The organism is Corallococcus sp. CA054B (assembly GCF_003611625.1).
In the GTDB taxonomy this organism is placed as follows: Bacteria; Myxococcota; Myxococcia; order Myxococcales; family Myxococcaceae; genus Corallococcus; species Corallococcus coralloides.
Map to the genome: position 1 here is coordinate 16,862 of NZ_RAVY01000019.1, position 15,462 is coordinate 32,323.

At 66.4% G+C, this 15,462-nt stretch carries 12 protein-coding genes and 1 pseudogene; 2 read left to right on the plus strand and 11 right to left on the minus strand.

The window, feature by feature from the left end:
* Nucleotides 1–26: 26 nt before the first annotated feature.
* A complete protein-coding gene (locus D7V80_RS42630; protein WP_233585198.1) occupies nucleotides 27–1,328 on the minus strand; it encodes a hypothetical protein in 1,302 nt (433 codons plus the stop codon).
* A 52-nt stretch (nucleotides 1,329–1,380) separates the two neighbouring features.
* On the minus strand, nucleotides 1,381–3,822 hold the full coding sequence (locus D7V80_RS07280) for an Ig-like domain-containing protein (RefSeq protein ID WP_158616570.1): 2,442 nt from the start codon (nucleotides 3,820–3,822) through the stop codon (nucleotides 1,381–1,383).
* A gap of 286 nt (nucleotides 3,823–4,108) precedes the next feature.
* On the opposite strand from D7V80_RS07280, the gene D7V80_RS07285 reads away from it, so the two are divergent.
* Both D7V80_RS07285 and D7V80_RS07290 read left to right on the plus strand, forming a co-directional pair.
* Nucleotides 4,109–5,398 (plus strand): OprO/OprP family phosphate-selective porin, encoded by a 1,290-nt coding sequence (locus D7V80_RS07285; RefSeq protein WP_120587471.1) that lies wholly within the window; start codon nucleotides 4,109–4,111, stop codon nucleotides 5,396–5,398.
* A 102-nt stretch (nucleotides 5,399–5,500) separates the two neighbouring features.
* A complete protein-coding gene (locus D7V80_RS07290) occupies nucleotides 5,501–5,791 on the plus strand; it encodes a hypothetical protein (protein WP_199738421.1) in 291 nt (96 codons plus the stop codon).
* 136 nt (nucleotides 5,792–5,927) lie between these two features.
* Here D7V80_RS07290 and D7V80_RS07295 read toward each other — a convergent pair whose 3' ends face one another.
* The 9 genes and pseudogenes from D7V80_RS07295 to D7V80_RS07340 all read right to left on the minus strand — a co-directional run bounded on the left by D7V80_RS07295 (nucleotide 5,928) and on the right by D7V80_RS07340 (nucleotide 15,315).
* A complete protein-coding gene (locus D7V80_RS07295) occupies nucleotides 5,928–7,163 on the minus strand; it encodes an alpha/beta hydrolase (protein ID WP_233585199.1) in 1,236 nt (411 codons plus the stop codon).
* 138 nt (nucleotides 7,164–7,301) lie between these two features.
* The gene (locus D7V80_RS07300; RefSeq protein WP_120587472.1) at nucleotides 7,302–7,772 is read right to left on the minus strand and encodes an NUDIX hydrolase; all 471 of its coding nucleotides are present in this window, start codon (nucleotides 7,770–7,772) and stop codon (nucleotides 7,302–7,304) included.
* Nucleotides 7,773–7,857: 85 nt separating this feature from the next.
* Nucleotides 7,858–8,328 carry an NUDIX hydrolase gene (locus D7V80_RS07305; protein WP_120587473.1) on the minus strand — a complete coding sequence of 157 codons (471 nt, stop codon included), beginning with the start codon at nucleotides 8,326–8,328 and terminating at the stop codon, nucleotides 7,858–7,860.
* Entirely contained in the window at nucleotides 8,325–9,530 is a 1,206-nt protein-coding gene (locus tag D7V80_RS07310) for a DUF2380 domain-containing protein (protein ID WP_370452467.1), read from the minus strand. Before D7V80_RS07310 ends, D7V80_RS07305 begins: the two co-directional genes overlap by 4 nt.
* A 307-nt stretch (nucleotides 9,531–9,837) precedes the next feature.
* Nucleotides 9,838–11,178 carry a hypothetical protein gene (locus tag D7V80_RS07315; protein WP_120587475.1) on the minus strand — a complete coding sequence of 447 codons (1,341 nt, stop codon included), beginning with the start codon at nucleotides 11,176–11,178 and terminating at the stop codon, nucleotides 9,838–9,840.
* 330 nt (nucleotides 11,179–11,508) lie between these two features.
* A complete protein-coding gene (locus tag D7V80_RS07325; protein ID WP_120587477.1) occupies nucleotides 11,509–11,976 on the minus strand; it encodes an NUDIX hydrolase in 468 nt (155 codons plus the stop codon).
* Entirely contained in the window at nucleotides 11,973–12,980 is a 1,008-nt protein-coding gene (locus D7V80_RS07330) for a DUF2380 domain-containing protein (protein ID WP_370452468.1), read from the minus strand. Before D7V80_RS07330 ends, D7V80_RS07325 begins: the two co-directional genes overlap by 4 nt.
* 505 nt (nucleotides 12,981–13,485) lie before the next feature.
* Nucleotides 13,486–13,737: pseudogene (locus D7V80_RS07335) on the minus strand (hypothetical protein); the annotation flags it as partial.
* 144 nt (nucleotides 13,738–13,881) lie between these two features.
* A complete protein-coding gene (locus D7V80_RS07340; protein ID WP_120587480.1) occupies nucleotides 13,882–15,315 on the minus strand; it encodes a DUF2971 domain-containing protein in 1,434 nt (477 codons plus the stop codon).
* Between the last annotated feature and the right edge of the window lie 147 nt (nucleotides 15,316–15,462).

Here is a 15,462-nt window from a genome sequence, read left to right on the forward strand (position 1 = left end):
TGAGCGGGTCTTCGGGCGTCAGTGGCTCACAGCGCCTCGCGCAGGTTCCGCTCCGCGATGCGCACGAGCTGGGTGACGCGCTTGTGGAGCCACAGGCCGAAGGGCTGCACGCGCTCGCGCTTCATGGGCCTGGGGAGCTTCTCCAGGCCCTCGTCGAACGGGATGATGGCCAGCTCACCCGTGGCGGATTCCACGCAGGGGTCGAACGCGAAGGACCTGGAGGTGTGCCACCCTCCGTGGAACACGAGGAGGTCCTCCAGGTCCGGGTTGCCGGTGGCTTCGACGAGGTCCTCCATCGCGTAGAGGTCCTCCGCCACCTCCAGGCAGCTCCAGCCACCGCCGGTGACGTTGCCGCACAGGAACATGGGCAGGTCCTGGTCGGCACCGCTGCCGACAATCCAGGTGATGGAGCCATACACGCGCAGGAAGTAGTCCCAGCTGGACTCGCGCTTCTTCGGCTTGCCCGGCTTCGCCGTCCTCCAACGACCGATGCGCGCCTTGTGCATGCGCTTGAAGAAGGACACATGCTCCTCGGCCGTGCCGATGCGCTTCTTCTCCTTCTGGGCGTCGAGCTGCTCCGCGACGAAGTGACCCGTGGGGAAACGCTCGTGCAGGTCCTTCAGCATCGAGATGGCCACGTCGACAGCCTCGAAGGCGTCCTGGGGCTTCGGGAAGGAGGGCCCCTTGGGCAGGGGCGCACGCCTGGGCGCGCTGGGGGCGGGCTTGGGCTCCGGATTGGAGAACCTGGCTTCAGTGAGCTCGATGTTCCGGAGCACGAAGCCCGCCTTCTCCTTGGCTCGAACGCGCTGCTCGGCCCGGGCCAGGGCGGCTTCACGGCTCCCGAGGGTCGTCTGCTCCGAGTAATCCTCGAAGACATGCTCGCCGTCCACGCGGACCTCCCAGTACCTGTCCGGAGCCCGGTGATACTGGCGGCGCGTCACGAGCTTCTTCGTCGCGTTCCACGGCGCGCCGTCCTTGAAGCCCAGCTTGCGGTAGCGCGCCAGCAGGGCTTCGACGCGGGAGGTCTCGATGCGGGAGACGAGGTGCGCGCCGTTCAGCGTCCCGCGGCAGACGAGCGACTGCGCGCCACGCACCTCGACATCGACGTGGAGCAGGGTGCTGAGCCGGTACAGGGTGTGCCGCCGCTCGACGGGCGCGAGCCCCTTGAAGACGTTCGGGTCCTCCCGGGTGAGCGTGCCCTCGCTCCAGACGCGCAGGGCACCGCCCTGGTTGTAGAACCAGACCTCGTCCTTCGTGTCGAGCTGGGGATCCGAGTACCAGATGGGATCCCCACCGTTGAGCTGCTGCAACCGCTTCCAGTCGGGCATGGGGCCTTGTCTCACGCGCGCTCGGGACGCGTAAACCCGAAGGACACCCGCCTCAGGGTTCGAGCTGCGGCTGCAGCGTCCAGGTGTAGGTGGTGTCCGAGTAGAGGAACGTCCCGGACAGCTCGCCATTGGGCTTCGCGAGCGGCGGTGAGCCCGAGTCCGTGAAGAGGATGTTCCCGGGGGCATCCTTCTCCGGCCCCCGGCAGTCCGGGCTGCCGCTGACGGCGATGTCCACGATGCGTCCATCACCAATCGCCGACGTGTACGAGCGCGACGCGTGCGACAGCCAGTCCTGGGTGTCGGGATCCGGTGACTTCAACTCGTTGAAGGGGTTCATCAACATCACCCCTCCAGACGCGACCAGCGCGTACTTCGTGGGCCCGTGTGTGTACCGGCAGCCTCCGAAGTTGTAGTCGACGTCGAGCGTGAAGTCGCCGCTGACCGGCATGATCATGAAGGCTCCCAGCCGCTTCGTGTGCGGGAGGCTTGGATGTTCGTAGTCCGAGGCCGCGAAGGCTCCCAGCACCTGGTACTCCAGGTTCGCGTCGAGGACTTTTCCCCGGCCTGACCAGCCCGCCCCCATCAGGACCGCCTTCGAGGTGCCCTTGTACTTCCAGCAGCCCAGGTTGCTGCGCTTGAGGTAGGGCGTCTTCGCCGCCTTCAGGCTCCCGCCGCCGTTGGGCTCGAACTTCGCGTTGCTGGTGATGATGATCAGGTCCTGTGCCCGCTGCGACTTCAGGTCACGGCAGAGGCCCACGTACTCGTAGTCGCTCCAGTCCTCCTCGTGCCACGCCCCGCTCGCGTCGTTCCAGAGCGCGAGCACCTTCACCGGATCCTTCGACTCGGTGATGTTCTTGAACCACCCGTTGTGGAAGAGCAGGGAGCGCGTGTTCGGGTCGCTGAACGTGAAGTGCTCGTAGTGGTTGGACAGGTTCTTCAGCTCGTCGTGGAGCTCTTCCTTGTGCTCGGGCGCGCCGGCCAGGTCGCCTTTGAGCGCGTGGACTTTCACCTTCTCCTTGAGCTGGTCCCACTTCGCGAAGGACTCCGCCTTGGCGTCGATGGGCGCCTGGTTCCAGAGCACCTTCGCGAACTCCGGCCACGTCTTCTCCAGCTTGCCGGGGACGACGGAGTCCACCGCGGTGAGGCTGGAGGTCTCCGTGGTCAGCTTCTCCAGCGCCGCCACCACGACGTTCGGGCCGTGCTTCTTCGCCAGGTATTGGAAGAACAGGTAGGCGCCGTAGTCGCGTCCGGCCAGCTTGCCCGCCGCCGCCGAGGTGCAGTGGCCCGGGGAGCGGTCCTCCAGGGACAGGTCCGGGGTGCGCATGAAGCAGTCGGCGTAGTCGTGCTCGAGCTGCGGCGCCTGCCCAAACACCTGGTCGATGGCCCAGTTCGCGGTCGCATCGCGGATCCATCCGTATTGGGGCTGCGGGCCCTTCGTCTTGTAGGACCACTGGATGGCGTGCATCAGCTCGTGGGCGACCGCGCTCTTGAGCTCGTCCTTGGTGAGCCCATCCGACACCAGGATGAAGGTGGCGGCCTGCGTGTTGTCCAAGCCTTCCGGGACGGTCGAGCCCCGCTGGCCGGTCATGTTGCGGGACAGGTAGATGTCGAGGTGGGCGCTTCCTCCGTTGCAGCCGACGTAGGCCTCGTCGGTGAGGGGCTCCTTGAGCCCCAGCGCCATCAGCTTCGGCCAGATCTCACTCTCTATCGCCCTGTCGAGGAAGATGGCCTGATCGCGCTGACTCGGGAAGGCGAGCTCGAACCAGACCTTCACCTTCGCGTAGGACGGCGAAGGGGAGTACCACCTGTCGGAGCTGGCCCTGCAGGCGGGCCGCTTCATGCTGCTCAGCCGGGCGTCGGGCAGGGGCGTGTTGAGCCAGCTCCCCGGGTCATCCGGGCGCAGCATGTACATCCCGAGCGCATCCTGCATCGGCGCGGAGAGGTCGTCGAAGCGCTCGCGAAGTTCTTCGAGCGGGGTGACGTCGAAGCCCGGATCGACGCGGGCCTTGTACTGGAGGGGCAGCCGGGGATCGCTGAACGCGGCGTACACCCGGTAGGCCAGCAGCTCTTCATCGTTGATGAGGCCTGCCTCATGGGCGGACGCCAGGACCTCGTCGCTCGACGGCCGGGATGGGTCGTCCGGCATCACGACCACCGTCAGCGTCGTGCTCACCGCCCCCACCTTGGCGGTGATGACCGAGCCGCCGGGGGCCACGCCTGTGACCCGGCCGTCGGTCACCGTGGCGTACGTGGGCAGCTGGGAGGACCAGGTCACCTGGACGTTGTTGAGCACGTGGCCGCTGTTGTCGAGCGCATGGGCGGCCAGGGTCAGCGTTTCGCCCACCAGGAGCGTCGCCCCGTTCGGCGAGAGGGTGAGCGCCGCGACCTTGTCGCTGTCGTCATCCTCCCCAGGCGTCGGATCGGGTTCGGTGGAACCGCAGGCGAGAACGAACGTGAGCAGGCACAACGCGATCCAGCGGGCTCCATGAAACACTGGCATTTCCAGGCCTCGGCATGTCGAGCCGCGGGGCGCGGGCTGCGACAAACCTTTATCGCCATGACTCCATGTGAAGTTTCTTCAAGTTGATGGGTGTCTGTCGTTGCCTGGAAGGCCACAGTGGCCTGTCAGGCAACAACAAACAGCATTTCCAAGGTCGCGTCCTGACCGTTGAGCGGAGACCGCACCGGCGAAAGCTCGCTTGACAGCACACTTGCACGCAGGGAGGGTGCTCGCCCGTTGCCCCCTCCAGCCCTGGCGCCCCCCGCCTGAAAGGTCCCGCGTGTCCGCCTTCTCCGCCGCCCACCTCGCCACCCTGGGGCTGTTGCTCGCCGCGCCCCAGGCCCGCGCCCAGGCGACCGAGCCCGAAAAGGCCCCGGAGCCCCCCAGCGTCCAGGTCTCCGAGGAGGGCTACATCCTCTCCTCCGCCGACAAGGCCTTCGTGCTGAAGATCCGCGGCCAGCTCCAGGCGGACGGCCGCTTCTACCTGGCGGACTCGGACCGGAGCGCCAACAACACGTTCCTCATCCGCCGCCTGCGCCCCTTCCTGGACGGGACGCTGTTCGGCTTCGTGGACTTCCGGCTCATGCCGGACTTCGGCGTCAATCAGCCGCTCATCCAGGACGCGTACATCGACCTGCGCCCCGTCGAGTGGCTCCGCCTGCGCGCAGGCCGCTTCAAGACGCCCTTCGGGCTGGAGCTGCTCCAGGCCAACACGGACGTCCCCTTCATCGAACGCTCGCTCACCTTCGGCCTGGTCCCCGTCCGCGACGCGGGCCTGCAGCTGCACGGCGACATCGCCGGGGGGCGCCTCAGCTATGCGTTCGCGGTGGTCAACGGCGATCCCGACGGCGCCAGCCTCGACGTCAACACGGATGACAGCTTCGACCTGGTGGCCCGCGTCTTCGCCCAGCCCTTCAAGGGCGATACGAACTCCGCGCTCCAGGGCCTGGGCCTGGGCGTCGCCGTCACCCGGGGCCTCCAGTTCGGCACGCCGTCCACCAACACCTCCACGACCGGCCTGGGGCCGCAGCGCAGCACCGGCCAGGAGATCATCTTCAGCTTCCTGAACAACGGGACCACCGGACCGACCGTCGTCGCGGACGGCGAACACGTGCGCCTGTCGCCCCAGGGCCACTTCTACTGGGGCCCGGTGGGGCTCCTCGCGGAGTACGTCCTGTCGTCACAGGAGGTGAGCATCGGTGGCCAGCGCGCGCGCCTGCGCAACCACGCGTGGCAGGCGTACGCGTCGTATGTGCTGGGCGGGGACGCGTCCTTCACGGGCCCCAAGCCCCACCGTCCCTTCGACCCCAAGACGGGCAAGGGCGGCGCGCTGGAGCTCTCCGTGCGCTACCAGGGCCTGGACATGGACGACGACGCATTCCCCGTGTTCGCGGACCCCACGCGCTCCGTGAGCCAGGCCCGGGGCTTCGGCGTCGCGACCCTCTTCGCCGTCAACCGGCGGGTGCGCGTCGCGCTGAACTACCACCACACGAAGTACGTGGGCGGGGCACTGGAAGGCGACCGGGAAGCGGAGAACGTCGTGATGTCCCGGTTTCAAGTCGCGTTCTGAGACTTCGAGCGTGAGTTCCGTGGGGAGCTCCTGCAAGCGCCGGTCGTCGAAGCGCTGGAGCGGGCAGGGCTCTTCGCCGCGCTGCTGAAGCGGGGGCAGGGCTTGAACCTGGCAATCAAGGACACGTTCGTGGCCGCCAACCACCTGCTGGACGCCCTTCGCGAGGACCGGCCGCTGGATGCCGTGGTCTTCCAGCGGATCCAGGACGAGCGTCAGCCCGAGGTGGACCGGGTGCAGGCAGGACAGACGCGAGCAGGGCAGATGGTGCTCAAGCCACCAGGCGTGCTGCACCTGATGTTCACCCTCCCGGGCGCGGTGATGGCCATTGCGGGAAAGAAGATGCAGGGAGCGGCGGAGCCTGCCATTGAGCCGCGCTACTTCATTGCGTGGTAGGCTTTCAGCGTTTCAAGCAGCAATGCCACTCCATGAAGAGGAGCGTGACGCCATGCGGTTTCAACTGAAGAAGTCCGCGCTGTGGTCCTTGCTGTCCTCCGCTCTGCTGTTGGCGGCCTGTGGTGGGGCTCCCGAATCAAGCCCTGCGACGGCCGAGGCGCCCGTGGGCACCTCCGAAGCGGCGGTGTGCTCCGACGGGAGCTGTACGTGCATCGCGCCGGATTGCGACGCCCTGAACTGGACGAACTGCGGGAATGGTGGTGGCACGACGACGTGCTCCTGGTCCGACGGCAGCACCTGCAGGACCGCCACGTGCAGCTGCTCGAACAGGAGATGGATCTGCCCTTGAGGGGCGTGAGATGGCCTGGGTGCGCTCCGCGGTGGTGCTCGCGCCGATGTCGAGGCCGAGCTGGTCCGCGAACAGCCCGATGTCGGTGAACGACGCGTGCACCGTGCCCGCCACCTCGAGCCAGCGCTTCCACCCGGTCAGCTGCTGCCAGTCCCGTTCCCAGGGTGTGTTCACGCCAGGCTGGCACGGAATGGGCGTGAGCTGGTGGCTCAGGAACATGAACGGCCGGGACAGTCCGGGGGCGAGGAGCGGGATGTCCGTGTCGCCGTCGAGGTCGATTCCGGCCTTGATGCGGGAGTCGTTGACCATGGTGGGGAGGGTGCTCGCGCCACCCACGGAGTGGCCGGCCATCCCGATGCGGGACGGGTCGATCAGGTAGGCGCCGAGCCACTTCGCGTGAGGCCAGGACAGCAGCGCGTCCAGCACGAACGACACGTCGGCGGCCCGGCCCTGCTCCAGCTTCTGCCAGAACGCCAGGTCGTGCGGGAGGTCGCACGAGGCACACCCTTCGACGCGCCCGTCGGGGAAGCTGGTGCCGACGCTCTCATGGGTGTGGTCGACCACCGCCACGACGTAGCCGTGGCTCGCCAGGTCCTCGGCCAGTGAGCTGAGCGTGGCACGGGGCTTTCTGTAGCCCGGCGACAGCACGACCAGCGGCAGGCTGCGCGGGCGCCCCGCCGGCCACGCGTTGCGGACGGAGTGGGTCCGCGTCGTGCTCAGCAGGTCGGGTTGCACGTCGGGGATGCCGCTGTCCGCGAGGAGCGCCGCCGACTCGGCCGGGGTCATGTACTGGGTCTTCGGACCGTGCGACCAGATCGCCGGGTAGAAGAGGGAGACCATCAACTCCCGGGAGTTCACCGACGGCACCCATGGGTCGGGGCGCGAGGTGTCCTTCAGATACAGGGAGGTGGTGCCGACTGGCTGGCGGCCGGTGGGTTCGGGGAGGGAGGGCACCGTGTCCGCGGTGGCGGGCGATGCGGACAGGGCCAGGGTCAGTGCGAGGGCGACGGTGAGGCCACGCATGGGGGGCAGCTCCTTCAGGAGGATGCGACACCTGCCGGCCCAGGTGCTGGTGCGACAAAGACAGGCATCCGTGCGTGGAACACGGCTCGCGCCTCGAACTGTCACCCGTTTGTGGCGATGAAGGGGCTCCGCTTCCGGTCAGGCTTCCTCGTCGGGAAGAAGTGTCCGAAGAAGCTCGTCGTCAGGATTGAGCGGGCGCCAGCCGGGAGGTGGTGGACTGGAGAGGAGCACATCGCTGGCCCGATCAACGCGCTCCTGATGGGTTTCCGGCGTGTAACCACTCCAGCGACCGAGCGCTATGGCAACATCCATACGGGCGTCGTCGTCCATCACGGCCGGCCATCCGTCGGGGAAGTCGTCGGACAGCTCACGCACGAGCACATCGCGCACAAGACGTGTGACCCGCAGACTCTGCTCTGCCTCAGCGAGCAACCCGCTGAACACCTGCACCGCAGCGACATCGTCTTCACCAAGCTCGTTGGCCAGTCTATGCAACGGGACGGCAGGGCGCGCATCGGCAAAGGCGGTCAGTGAGTCGTAGCCTCGCTCTCGGACCCGTTCGTACAGGCGTGCCTTCCAGCTTCCCTGCCACGAACGTCCATCGGTCATCGACTGCTCTCCTTCGTGAAGTCCTGCGGGACGAAGTGGCAATGTGGAGCCCCGCCTCGCCAACTATCGGGGCCACCATCTGCGTTCAGACCTCCTCGTCGGGAAGGAGCGTCCGGAGCAGTTCGTCGTCAGGACCGAGCGGGCGCCAGCCAGCAGGGGGCGGATTGGCGAGGAGCGACGTCCTGCATTGGCGTGCGCGCTCTTTATGAGTGTCTGGGGTATAGGCAATCCAGGGGCCAAGTGCCTTGGCAACCTTGAAGCGGTTGTCGTCATCCAACACGGCCGGCCAACCCTCAGGGATGCTTCCCCACAACTCGCGCACAAGTTGGCCACGCACCAATCGGGTCACTTGCTTGCTTCGCACCGCTTCAACTACCAATCCATCGTACACCTGAATTCCGGCAACGTCGTCAGGACCGAGCTCCTCGGCCAGTGCCACCAATGATGCAGTGGGTCGGGCCTCGGCAAAAGCCGTGAGTGAATCGTAGCCCCGCTCGCGGACGCGCTCATACAAGCGGGCCTTCCAGTTCTCCCGCCATGAACGTCCGTCGATCATCGGCTCCTCCCTTTCGTGAACGTGATTGGGACTCTGTAGACCTTCATACGCTCCACGACGATGTCCAGGACCTGATTCCGCGTCAACCTCCGACCTGCCGTGATCTCAGCTTCGTGCAGAGCCTCCATGATCAGCCGATTCCACTCGCCGGGCCATGCACGCCCCAGCTTCCAATTCCCCCCACCGTGAATGGCCTCGTGGTGGGCCTGCTCCAATCGGACGCAGAAGTTGTCGATGTCCATGTCGCCCTTGAAGCCGCGCCGCTCGAACCACTCGCGGTGCTCCTGCGGCAGCACATGGTGCTTGGGAGCATCCGACATGCCCGCCCCCGCTCTGCCCGTCACCTGCATGCCGCGCACCTCGGGGCTGTCTCCCAGCGCTTCGAGCACGCCCTTGGGCAAGCCCTGGTGCGCCTGGGCCATCATCGTGACCTGTCCGCCCTGAATGAGGACGGCCGCGCCGACGGCAGGCACGGAGATGACGCCCGCCTGCACGAGCCTTCGCATCATCTCCACCCACTCAGCGGAGACGACAATCCGCGAGCCCGCCATCACTCCACCCGAACTCATTGCCAGTCCCACGCCGAGCGTCGCAGGGGCCGAGGGCGGTACGCGTGGCAGGGCCATTTTCATCGTGGAGATCATCGTGACCATCTCCACCGCCTGCATCGCCGCGATGACCTGCCCGCCAAGCTTCAGGGTCTCGCGGGTCTCCCGATGGAGCGTGTCGAATTCACGCGTCAGCTTCCCCATCAGCTCGGGCATCGCGGTTGTCGCCGCCTCCACCCGCTCCGGGTCCAGTGAGGCGAGGTCCGTCAGCGTGGGCTCCATCAACCCCTGCACGCGATGAAGGTCCACGAAGAGCTTCTCGGCGCTGCACATGGGGCAGTGGCGAAGCACGGCGTCCGCAAGGTGCAGGAAGTCCACCCAGGTGGCCAAGAGGAGCGTCCCGAACTGAGCCGCCTGGAGCTTCGGCCCTGTCATGCGCAGCAGGCCCAGCTCCATGTCCGTGTCGCCAACTTCCGAGGCCACTTCCGTCAACGCGGTGGCGCTCCCAAGCGCGCCATGAAGCCACGTCACCTGCTTGGAGCCCTGGTCGAGGTAGCGCGTGAAGACGCCAGTGAGACTCCAGCCCCAGGGGTCCGGAGGACGGGCCGCCAGCTTGCTGAACGCGGCCTCGACGCGGGTCAGGGAGCCCTTCACGTCTTTCGTCGCGTCGAGGACTGCCTGCCGCGTCAATGCATTGCTCCGGCCCCCGCCCCCGACAGCGCCGCCTCCCACGGCGGTCACGTCGTCACGCGGCTGCTGGCGGCGCAGGAGCCGTTGCTCGGGCCCAGCAAGAGCGCGCGGGAGGAAGGTCTGGGCGCGCGGGGACTCATCGCTCGGGGGGTCCACCCAGGCGGGCGAGGAGGCTTCTCGCGGTGCGTAGCTCAAGCTTCGGCCACGCCCAGGCGCTTGTGACACGGAGGCGCATCCCGTGGCCATCAGAACCAGGGCCAGCAAAAGGACGTCAGCGCGCATTGTCCACCCCCAGGCCCACCGAGGCGAACGCCCCCGGCCGCAGCATCCCTTCTGGCGTGGGGAACAGCAGCGTGCCGCCCGTCCCCATCGCGTAGAGCTTCCCGCCCAGCAATCGCCAGCGCGCTTCCGCCGCGCCCAGGTAGCGCGCTCCAGGCTGTCCCGTTCCCACGGCGAGACCCTTCAAGGCGACTTCCACGGAGCGGTCAAAGAGCTGCACCGCCACGCGCCCGTCCACGTCGAAGCGGCCCCAGTTGAAGGCCTCCACTCCCAACGACAGCTTCAGGTGCTTGGAGAGGCCGCCGTAGCGGACCGCGTCCCAGCCCACCTCCGCCTCGCCATAGGCGGAAGTCCCATCCGGGAAGTGGGCCTCCGCCAGTGGCACTCCCTCCGGCCCCGCCGCTTTGAAGCGCGCCAACTCGTAGTCCGGGCCGAAGTATCCCTGTCGGAAGCCACCATGCTGCCTGCGCACCTCCAGCCGCAGCCGCATGTCCAACGTGGGTGTCACCGCATCCGCGCCAGCGCCTACCACCGCCCCCCATGCGCCGCCCGCACCGGGCCGTCCTCCCCAACCGGCAAGCAGGTGGGCCTCGAAGCCCTGCCGCACCACCACCACGGCGGTTGTGTCCAGGTGCGCCAGCGTCACCGGAGGCGCGCGACCTCCCGCCTCCCCCCAGTCATGCACCGCTGACAGTGCCAGCGTGTAGCGGCCCTGCGCGTGGGGCTGGCCGAAGAGGACGTGCTCCAGGTCCAACGCGACTTCCGCCCCCATGAGGCGCGCGCCCAGCACGTCCGAGGCGAACGCCTGCGTATAGAGGGGCCCCAGCGAGCCCGTGAGGAAGCCGCCCGCCGGGTGGTAGTCGGGATTGCTTCGGTTGGAGTAGCGCCGCACGAGGTGCGCGGACAGCAGGCTGTAGGACTCCAGCGCGCCGAACCAGACACCCACGGGCGCCGCGCCCGAGCCCAGCTTGAGGCCGCGCACCACCTGCCCGAAGTCCGAGAGGCTGTCCCAGTCCTCGCGTCGCACGAAGCCCTCGGTCCCTCCACCACCCCAGAGGCGCAACCGCACGGGCGTGCCCAGGTTGAGGCCGAACTCCGCGCCTCCGTCGAGAATGAGGGTCGGCTCCACCTGGAGGAAGCCCTCGTCCGTGCCCATCCCTGCGCGCGGCAGGAAGGACAGCGTCGTCGCCTCCACGCGCAGCAGGTTGCGCCAGGCCTCGTCCCGGGGGCGCCGTTCCTCCTCCTCGGGCGGCACCTCCGGGACGTCCTCGGCCCATGCGGCCACCGGCAACAGCAGCCACAGCCAGACAGCCCCACTGCGCGTCATTCGCATCCACGCCCCCTGGGAGTGACACCTCCGAGGAGAGCAAAGGACACACGTCTGACATTCAGCCCGGCACCCGCAGGCCCTGCACTGCTACCCAGGGGGAAGGTCGGCTGCGTCGAGCCAGCGGAGGAGTACGGGACTTGAACCCGTGGGCAAAGGTGATGGGAACTCCAGGTAGGACGCGCTGTTACCCCCTGTCGCCTTGATTCCCCTCGGGTTCATCATCCCACCCCGTCCCATGCTGTCCCCCGGAGTGCCCGGCTGAACCACGCTGGAGGGGCACACTGGGGGCACACGGCGGCCCCTCACCGTGGCTTGAAGGGCCACCGCTTCCAGTCAGGCTTCCTCGTCGGGAAGGAGCGTCCGAAGCAGTTCGTCGTCAGGACTGAGCGGGCGCCAGCCGGGAGGTGGGGGACTGGCGAGGAGCACATCGCGCACCTGCCGCACGCGCTCTTCATGGGTTTCTGGGGTGTACGCAGACCAGCGCCCAAGCGTCATTGCAACCTCGAAGCGGCTTGCGTCGTCCAAGATGGGCGGCCAACCGTTGGGGAGTCCCTCGGCGACTTCGCGCACGAGCACGTCGCGAACGAAGCGCGTGACCCGCTTGTGCTGCTCCGCCTCGTACAGCAAGCCGCTCAACACCTGCACCGCAGCAACGTCGTTGCCCAGCTCGTCGGCCAGGACGTACAGCGGAACGGCAGGGCGCGCATCGGCAAAGGCGGTCAGTGAGTCGTAGCCTCGCTCACGGACCCGTTCGTACAGGCGCGCCTTGATGTTGCCCTGCCATGCACCTCCGTCGCTCATCGTCCTCTCCCACGAATGAAGCTCATCGGGATCCTATAGTCCCGCATGCTCTTCGCGACGAGAGTCAGGATCTCGTTCCGCGTCAGAGTTCGACCAGTGGCAATCTCGGCATCGCCCAGGGCCTTCATAATCATCCTGTTCCACTCGCCGGGCCATGTGCGTCCCAGCTTCCAGTTCCCCCCGCCGTGAATCGCCTCATGATCAGCCTGCTCCATCCGGACGCAGAAGTTGTCGATGTCCATGTCGCCCTTGAAGCCGCGCTGCTCGAACCACTCGCGGTGCTCCTGCGGCATCACGTGGTGTTTCGGAGCGTCCGACATGCCCGCCCCCGCTCTGCCCGTCACCTGCATGCCGCGCACCTCGGGGCTGTCCCCCAGCGCTTCGAGCACGCCCTTGGGCAAGCCCTGGTGCGCCTGGGCCATCATCGTGACCTGTCCGCCCTGAATGAGGACGGCCGCGCCGACGGCAGGAACGGAGATGACGCCCGCCTGCACGAGCCTTCGCATCATCTCCACCCACTCGGCGGAGACCACCATCCGCGAGCCCACCACGACTCCACCCGAGCTCATCACGAGGCCCACGCCAAGCGTCGCGGGAGCCGAGGGCGGCACGCGTGGCAGGGCCATTTTCATCGTGGAGATCATCGTGACCATCTCCACCGCCTGCATCGCCGCGATGACCTGCCCGCCAAGCTTCAGGGTCTCGCGGGTCTCCCGATGGAGCGTGTCGAATTCACGCGTCAGCTTCCCCATCAGCTCGGGCATCGCGGTGGTTGCCGCCTCCACCCGCTCCGGGTCCAGTGAGGCAAGGTCCGTCAGCGTGGGCTCCATCAACCCCTGCACGCGATGAAGGTCCACGAAGAGCTTCTCAGCGCTGCACATGGGGCAGTGACGAAGCACGGCGTCCGCGAGGTGCAGGAAGTCCACCCAGGTGGCCAAGAGGAGCGTCCCGAACTGAGCTGCCTGGAGCTTCGGCCCTGTCATGCGCAGCAGGCCCAGCTCCATGTCCGTGTCGCCAACTTCCGAGGCCACTTCCGTCAACGCGGTGGCGCTCCCAAGCGCGCCATGAAGCCACGTCACCTGCTTGGAGCCCTGGTCGAGGTAGCGCGTGAAGACGCCAGTGAGACTCCAGCCCCAGGGGTCCGGAGGACGGGCCGCCAGCTTGCTGAACGCGGCCTCGACGCGGGTCAGGGAGCCCTTCACGTCTTTCGTCGCGTCGAGGACTGCCTGCCGCGTCAATGCATTGCTCCGGCCCCCGCCCCCGACAGCGCCGCCTCCCACGGCGGTCACGTCGTCACGCGGCTGCTGGCGGCGCAGGAGCCGTTGCTCGGGCCCAGCAAGAGCGCGCGGGAGGAAGGTCTGGGCGCGCGGGGACTCATCGCTCGGGGGGTCCACCCAGGCGGGCGAGGAGGCTTCTCGCGGTGCGTAGCTCAAGCTTCGGCCACGCCCAGGCGCTTGTGACACGGAGGCGCATCCCGTGGCCATCAGAACCAGGGCCAGCAAAAGGACGTCAGCGCGCATTGTCCACCCCCAGGCCCACCGAGGCGAACGCCCCCGGCCGCAGCATCCCTTCTGGCGTGGGGAACAGCAGCGTGCCGCCCGTCCCCATCGCGTAGAGCTTCCCGCCCAGCAATCGCCAGCGCGCTTCCGCCGCGCCCAGGTAGCGCGCTCCTGTCTGGCCCCGCTGCGGATTGGGGTCAACTCCGAAACGCACGGCCAACCCTCCTCCAAGGGAGCGCTGCTTGCTGGAGGTTTGCAATTCAGCGGCTGCGAGCCGCAGGCACCTTTGCGATCGGCTCCGCCGTGTAGCCCAAGCGGAGAAAGCAAGAGGGCGCTGCATACCCGGAAATGCATGGATACATCCTGGCTGTAGTTCTCCGGTTTCGTCTCCGGGCGACTTGTCTTGTTACGTCGAAGTCTTCGACTGCAGACCACGCTTCTTGTCAAAATCCGACCGAGAGGCTTTGAGTGTGTCGTGTATTTTTGTAATGATTGAGCCGAGTGCTGTCGCAGTTTCGGTAAGCGGTACCTCGTAGGTCTCGCGCCATTGCTCCACGTGCTCATTGCCGTTGGGCTTCCAGTGTTCGGTCTTAACCACGCCGTGAATGCGTATATGATCGCCATTCAGGACTTGCATCGCGATGGCGGCTACGAGCGTATGCGTGTGCTTGGGGACGTTCTCGATGACGCACATGTATCCACTTTCGAAGTAGATCTGCTCTCCTGGAACGCCAGGTGCACGAGAACGCTGGTTGTCGGGTATTGCGGCAGTGTTTTTATGCACCTCGACTTCGACCTTGGGCCATGAAAGGACGGACGCGCCAGCTTTTTCTACCGCCTTCTTTAATGTGTCGAGATGCGTCGAGCAGAGGGCTGCAGCTCGCTCCCTCTGCTGGCTGGCTGTGCGGACGCTGTCTTTGAGCGCAGTCCGGCGTTCATCTAGAGTTCCGGATCGGTTGTGGGAGGCCAGCAGTGAATTTGTTACCGCTGCATCTGTGGTCCCTGGGGCGATGGAGGGGAAGCAACCCAAGTGGCGGTTGTGGTATCTGAGGTGGAAGACTTTGACGCTTGGGTATGCCTTCAGTGTGGCCGACAAGGCCGGTAGGCGGCTGCTCGGGAAGGCGTCTCCAAGAAACACTCCAGTCAATGCTTCACGGATGGAGAACTCTATGGGGAGTACGGACTGATCAATGAGGACCAACCTGTACTCGCTTTCGTTGGACCAGTCTGCGTGCTTTCGGAAGAAGATTTGGTCGTGGTGGGTCTCTGCGTAGTTGATTGCTACTGCGTCCAAGCCGAACTCGCGAATTTGCCCAACGTTGACACCGTCCAGCCCTGCGCCGACCGATGCGCTTCTGTATACGACTGGGCCGTGAAATCGGAGAAGAGCACCTGGGACCAGGGCGGTTGTGAAAGCTTCGATCAGTCTGTTGCGATCGAACTGGAGGCAGACTCCCGAATGCCTAGCGCCGTAGTGCGCCCAGATTGAGAGGTGGTTCCAGCCGCGCAGGGCGTCAGGATTCAAGACCGACCTAGGAAGCTCCCAGTCTTGGGTCAAACAGGCGACTTTCGCGTGGATTCGAATTGACCTGTCCAGTTCGTTCCACACCTCCATCCCAGCATCGAGGCGGCGATCATCAGCGTGCAACGTCAGGGAGGGATAGAGGGGGCGGGATTCCCAAAGATCGTTGGTCGACTCAAAGGGCGACAATCTGAGCGTTCCGCTGCGGAGAATGCCGAAAATCGCCGCCTCGGCGTTCGTGTAGTGGAAGAGATGGTTGGACAACTGCCTCGGGGCGTTGAGTAGTTCCGCCTCAAGGTACGCCTCGTGATCGAACATGGCCGTATTCAAACGCACCTCGATGTGAGGAGAGGATGGTGTGCGACTTCCCTAGTCCGTCAGACAGAAGGCTTAGTGTTTGATGGACACTAAGTCAAGTGAATTGACTCTTCGCCTCAGACATTGAATGCCGGACTGAGGCTGCTC

Excerpts from the sequence above, each read along its gene's own strand:
- D7V80_RS07330 (WP_370452468.1), bottom strand. The coding sequence starts at position 12,980 with ATGGAGCTGGGCCTGCTGCGCATGACAGGGCCGAAGCTCCAGGCAGCT.
- D7V80_RS42630 (WP_233585198.1), bottom strand. The coding sequence starts at position 1,328 with ATGCCCGACTGGAAGCGGTTGCAGCAGCTCAACGGTGGGGATCCCATC.
- D7V80_RS07300 (WP_120587472.1), bottom strand. The coding sequence starts at position 7,772 with ATGACCGATGGACGTTCGTGGCAGGGAAGCTGGAAGGCACGCCTGTAC.
- D7V80_RS07315 (WP_120587475.1), bottom strand. The coding sequence starts at position 11,178 with ATGCGAATGACGCGCAGTGGGGCTGTCTGGCTGTGGCTGCTGTTGCCG.
- D7V80_RS07340 (WP_120587480.1), bottom strand. The coding sequence starts at position 15,315 with ATGTTCGATCACGAGGCGTACCTTGAGGCGGAACTACTCAACGCCCCG.
- D7V80_RS07325 (WP_120587477.1), bottom strand. The coding sequence starts at position 11,976 with ATGAGCGACGGAGGTGCATGGCAGGGCAACATCAAGGCGCGCCTGTAC.
- D7V80_RS07305 (WP_120587473.1), bottom strand. The coding sequence starts at position 8,328 with ATGATCGACGGACGTTCATGGCGGGAGAACTGGAAGGCCCGCTTGTAT.
- D7V80_RS07295 (WP_233585199.1), bottom strand. The coding sequence starts at position 7,163 with ATGCGTGGCCTCACCGTCGCCCTCGCACTGACCCTGGCCCTGTCCGCA.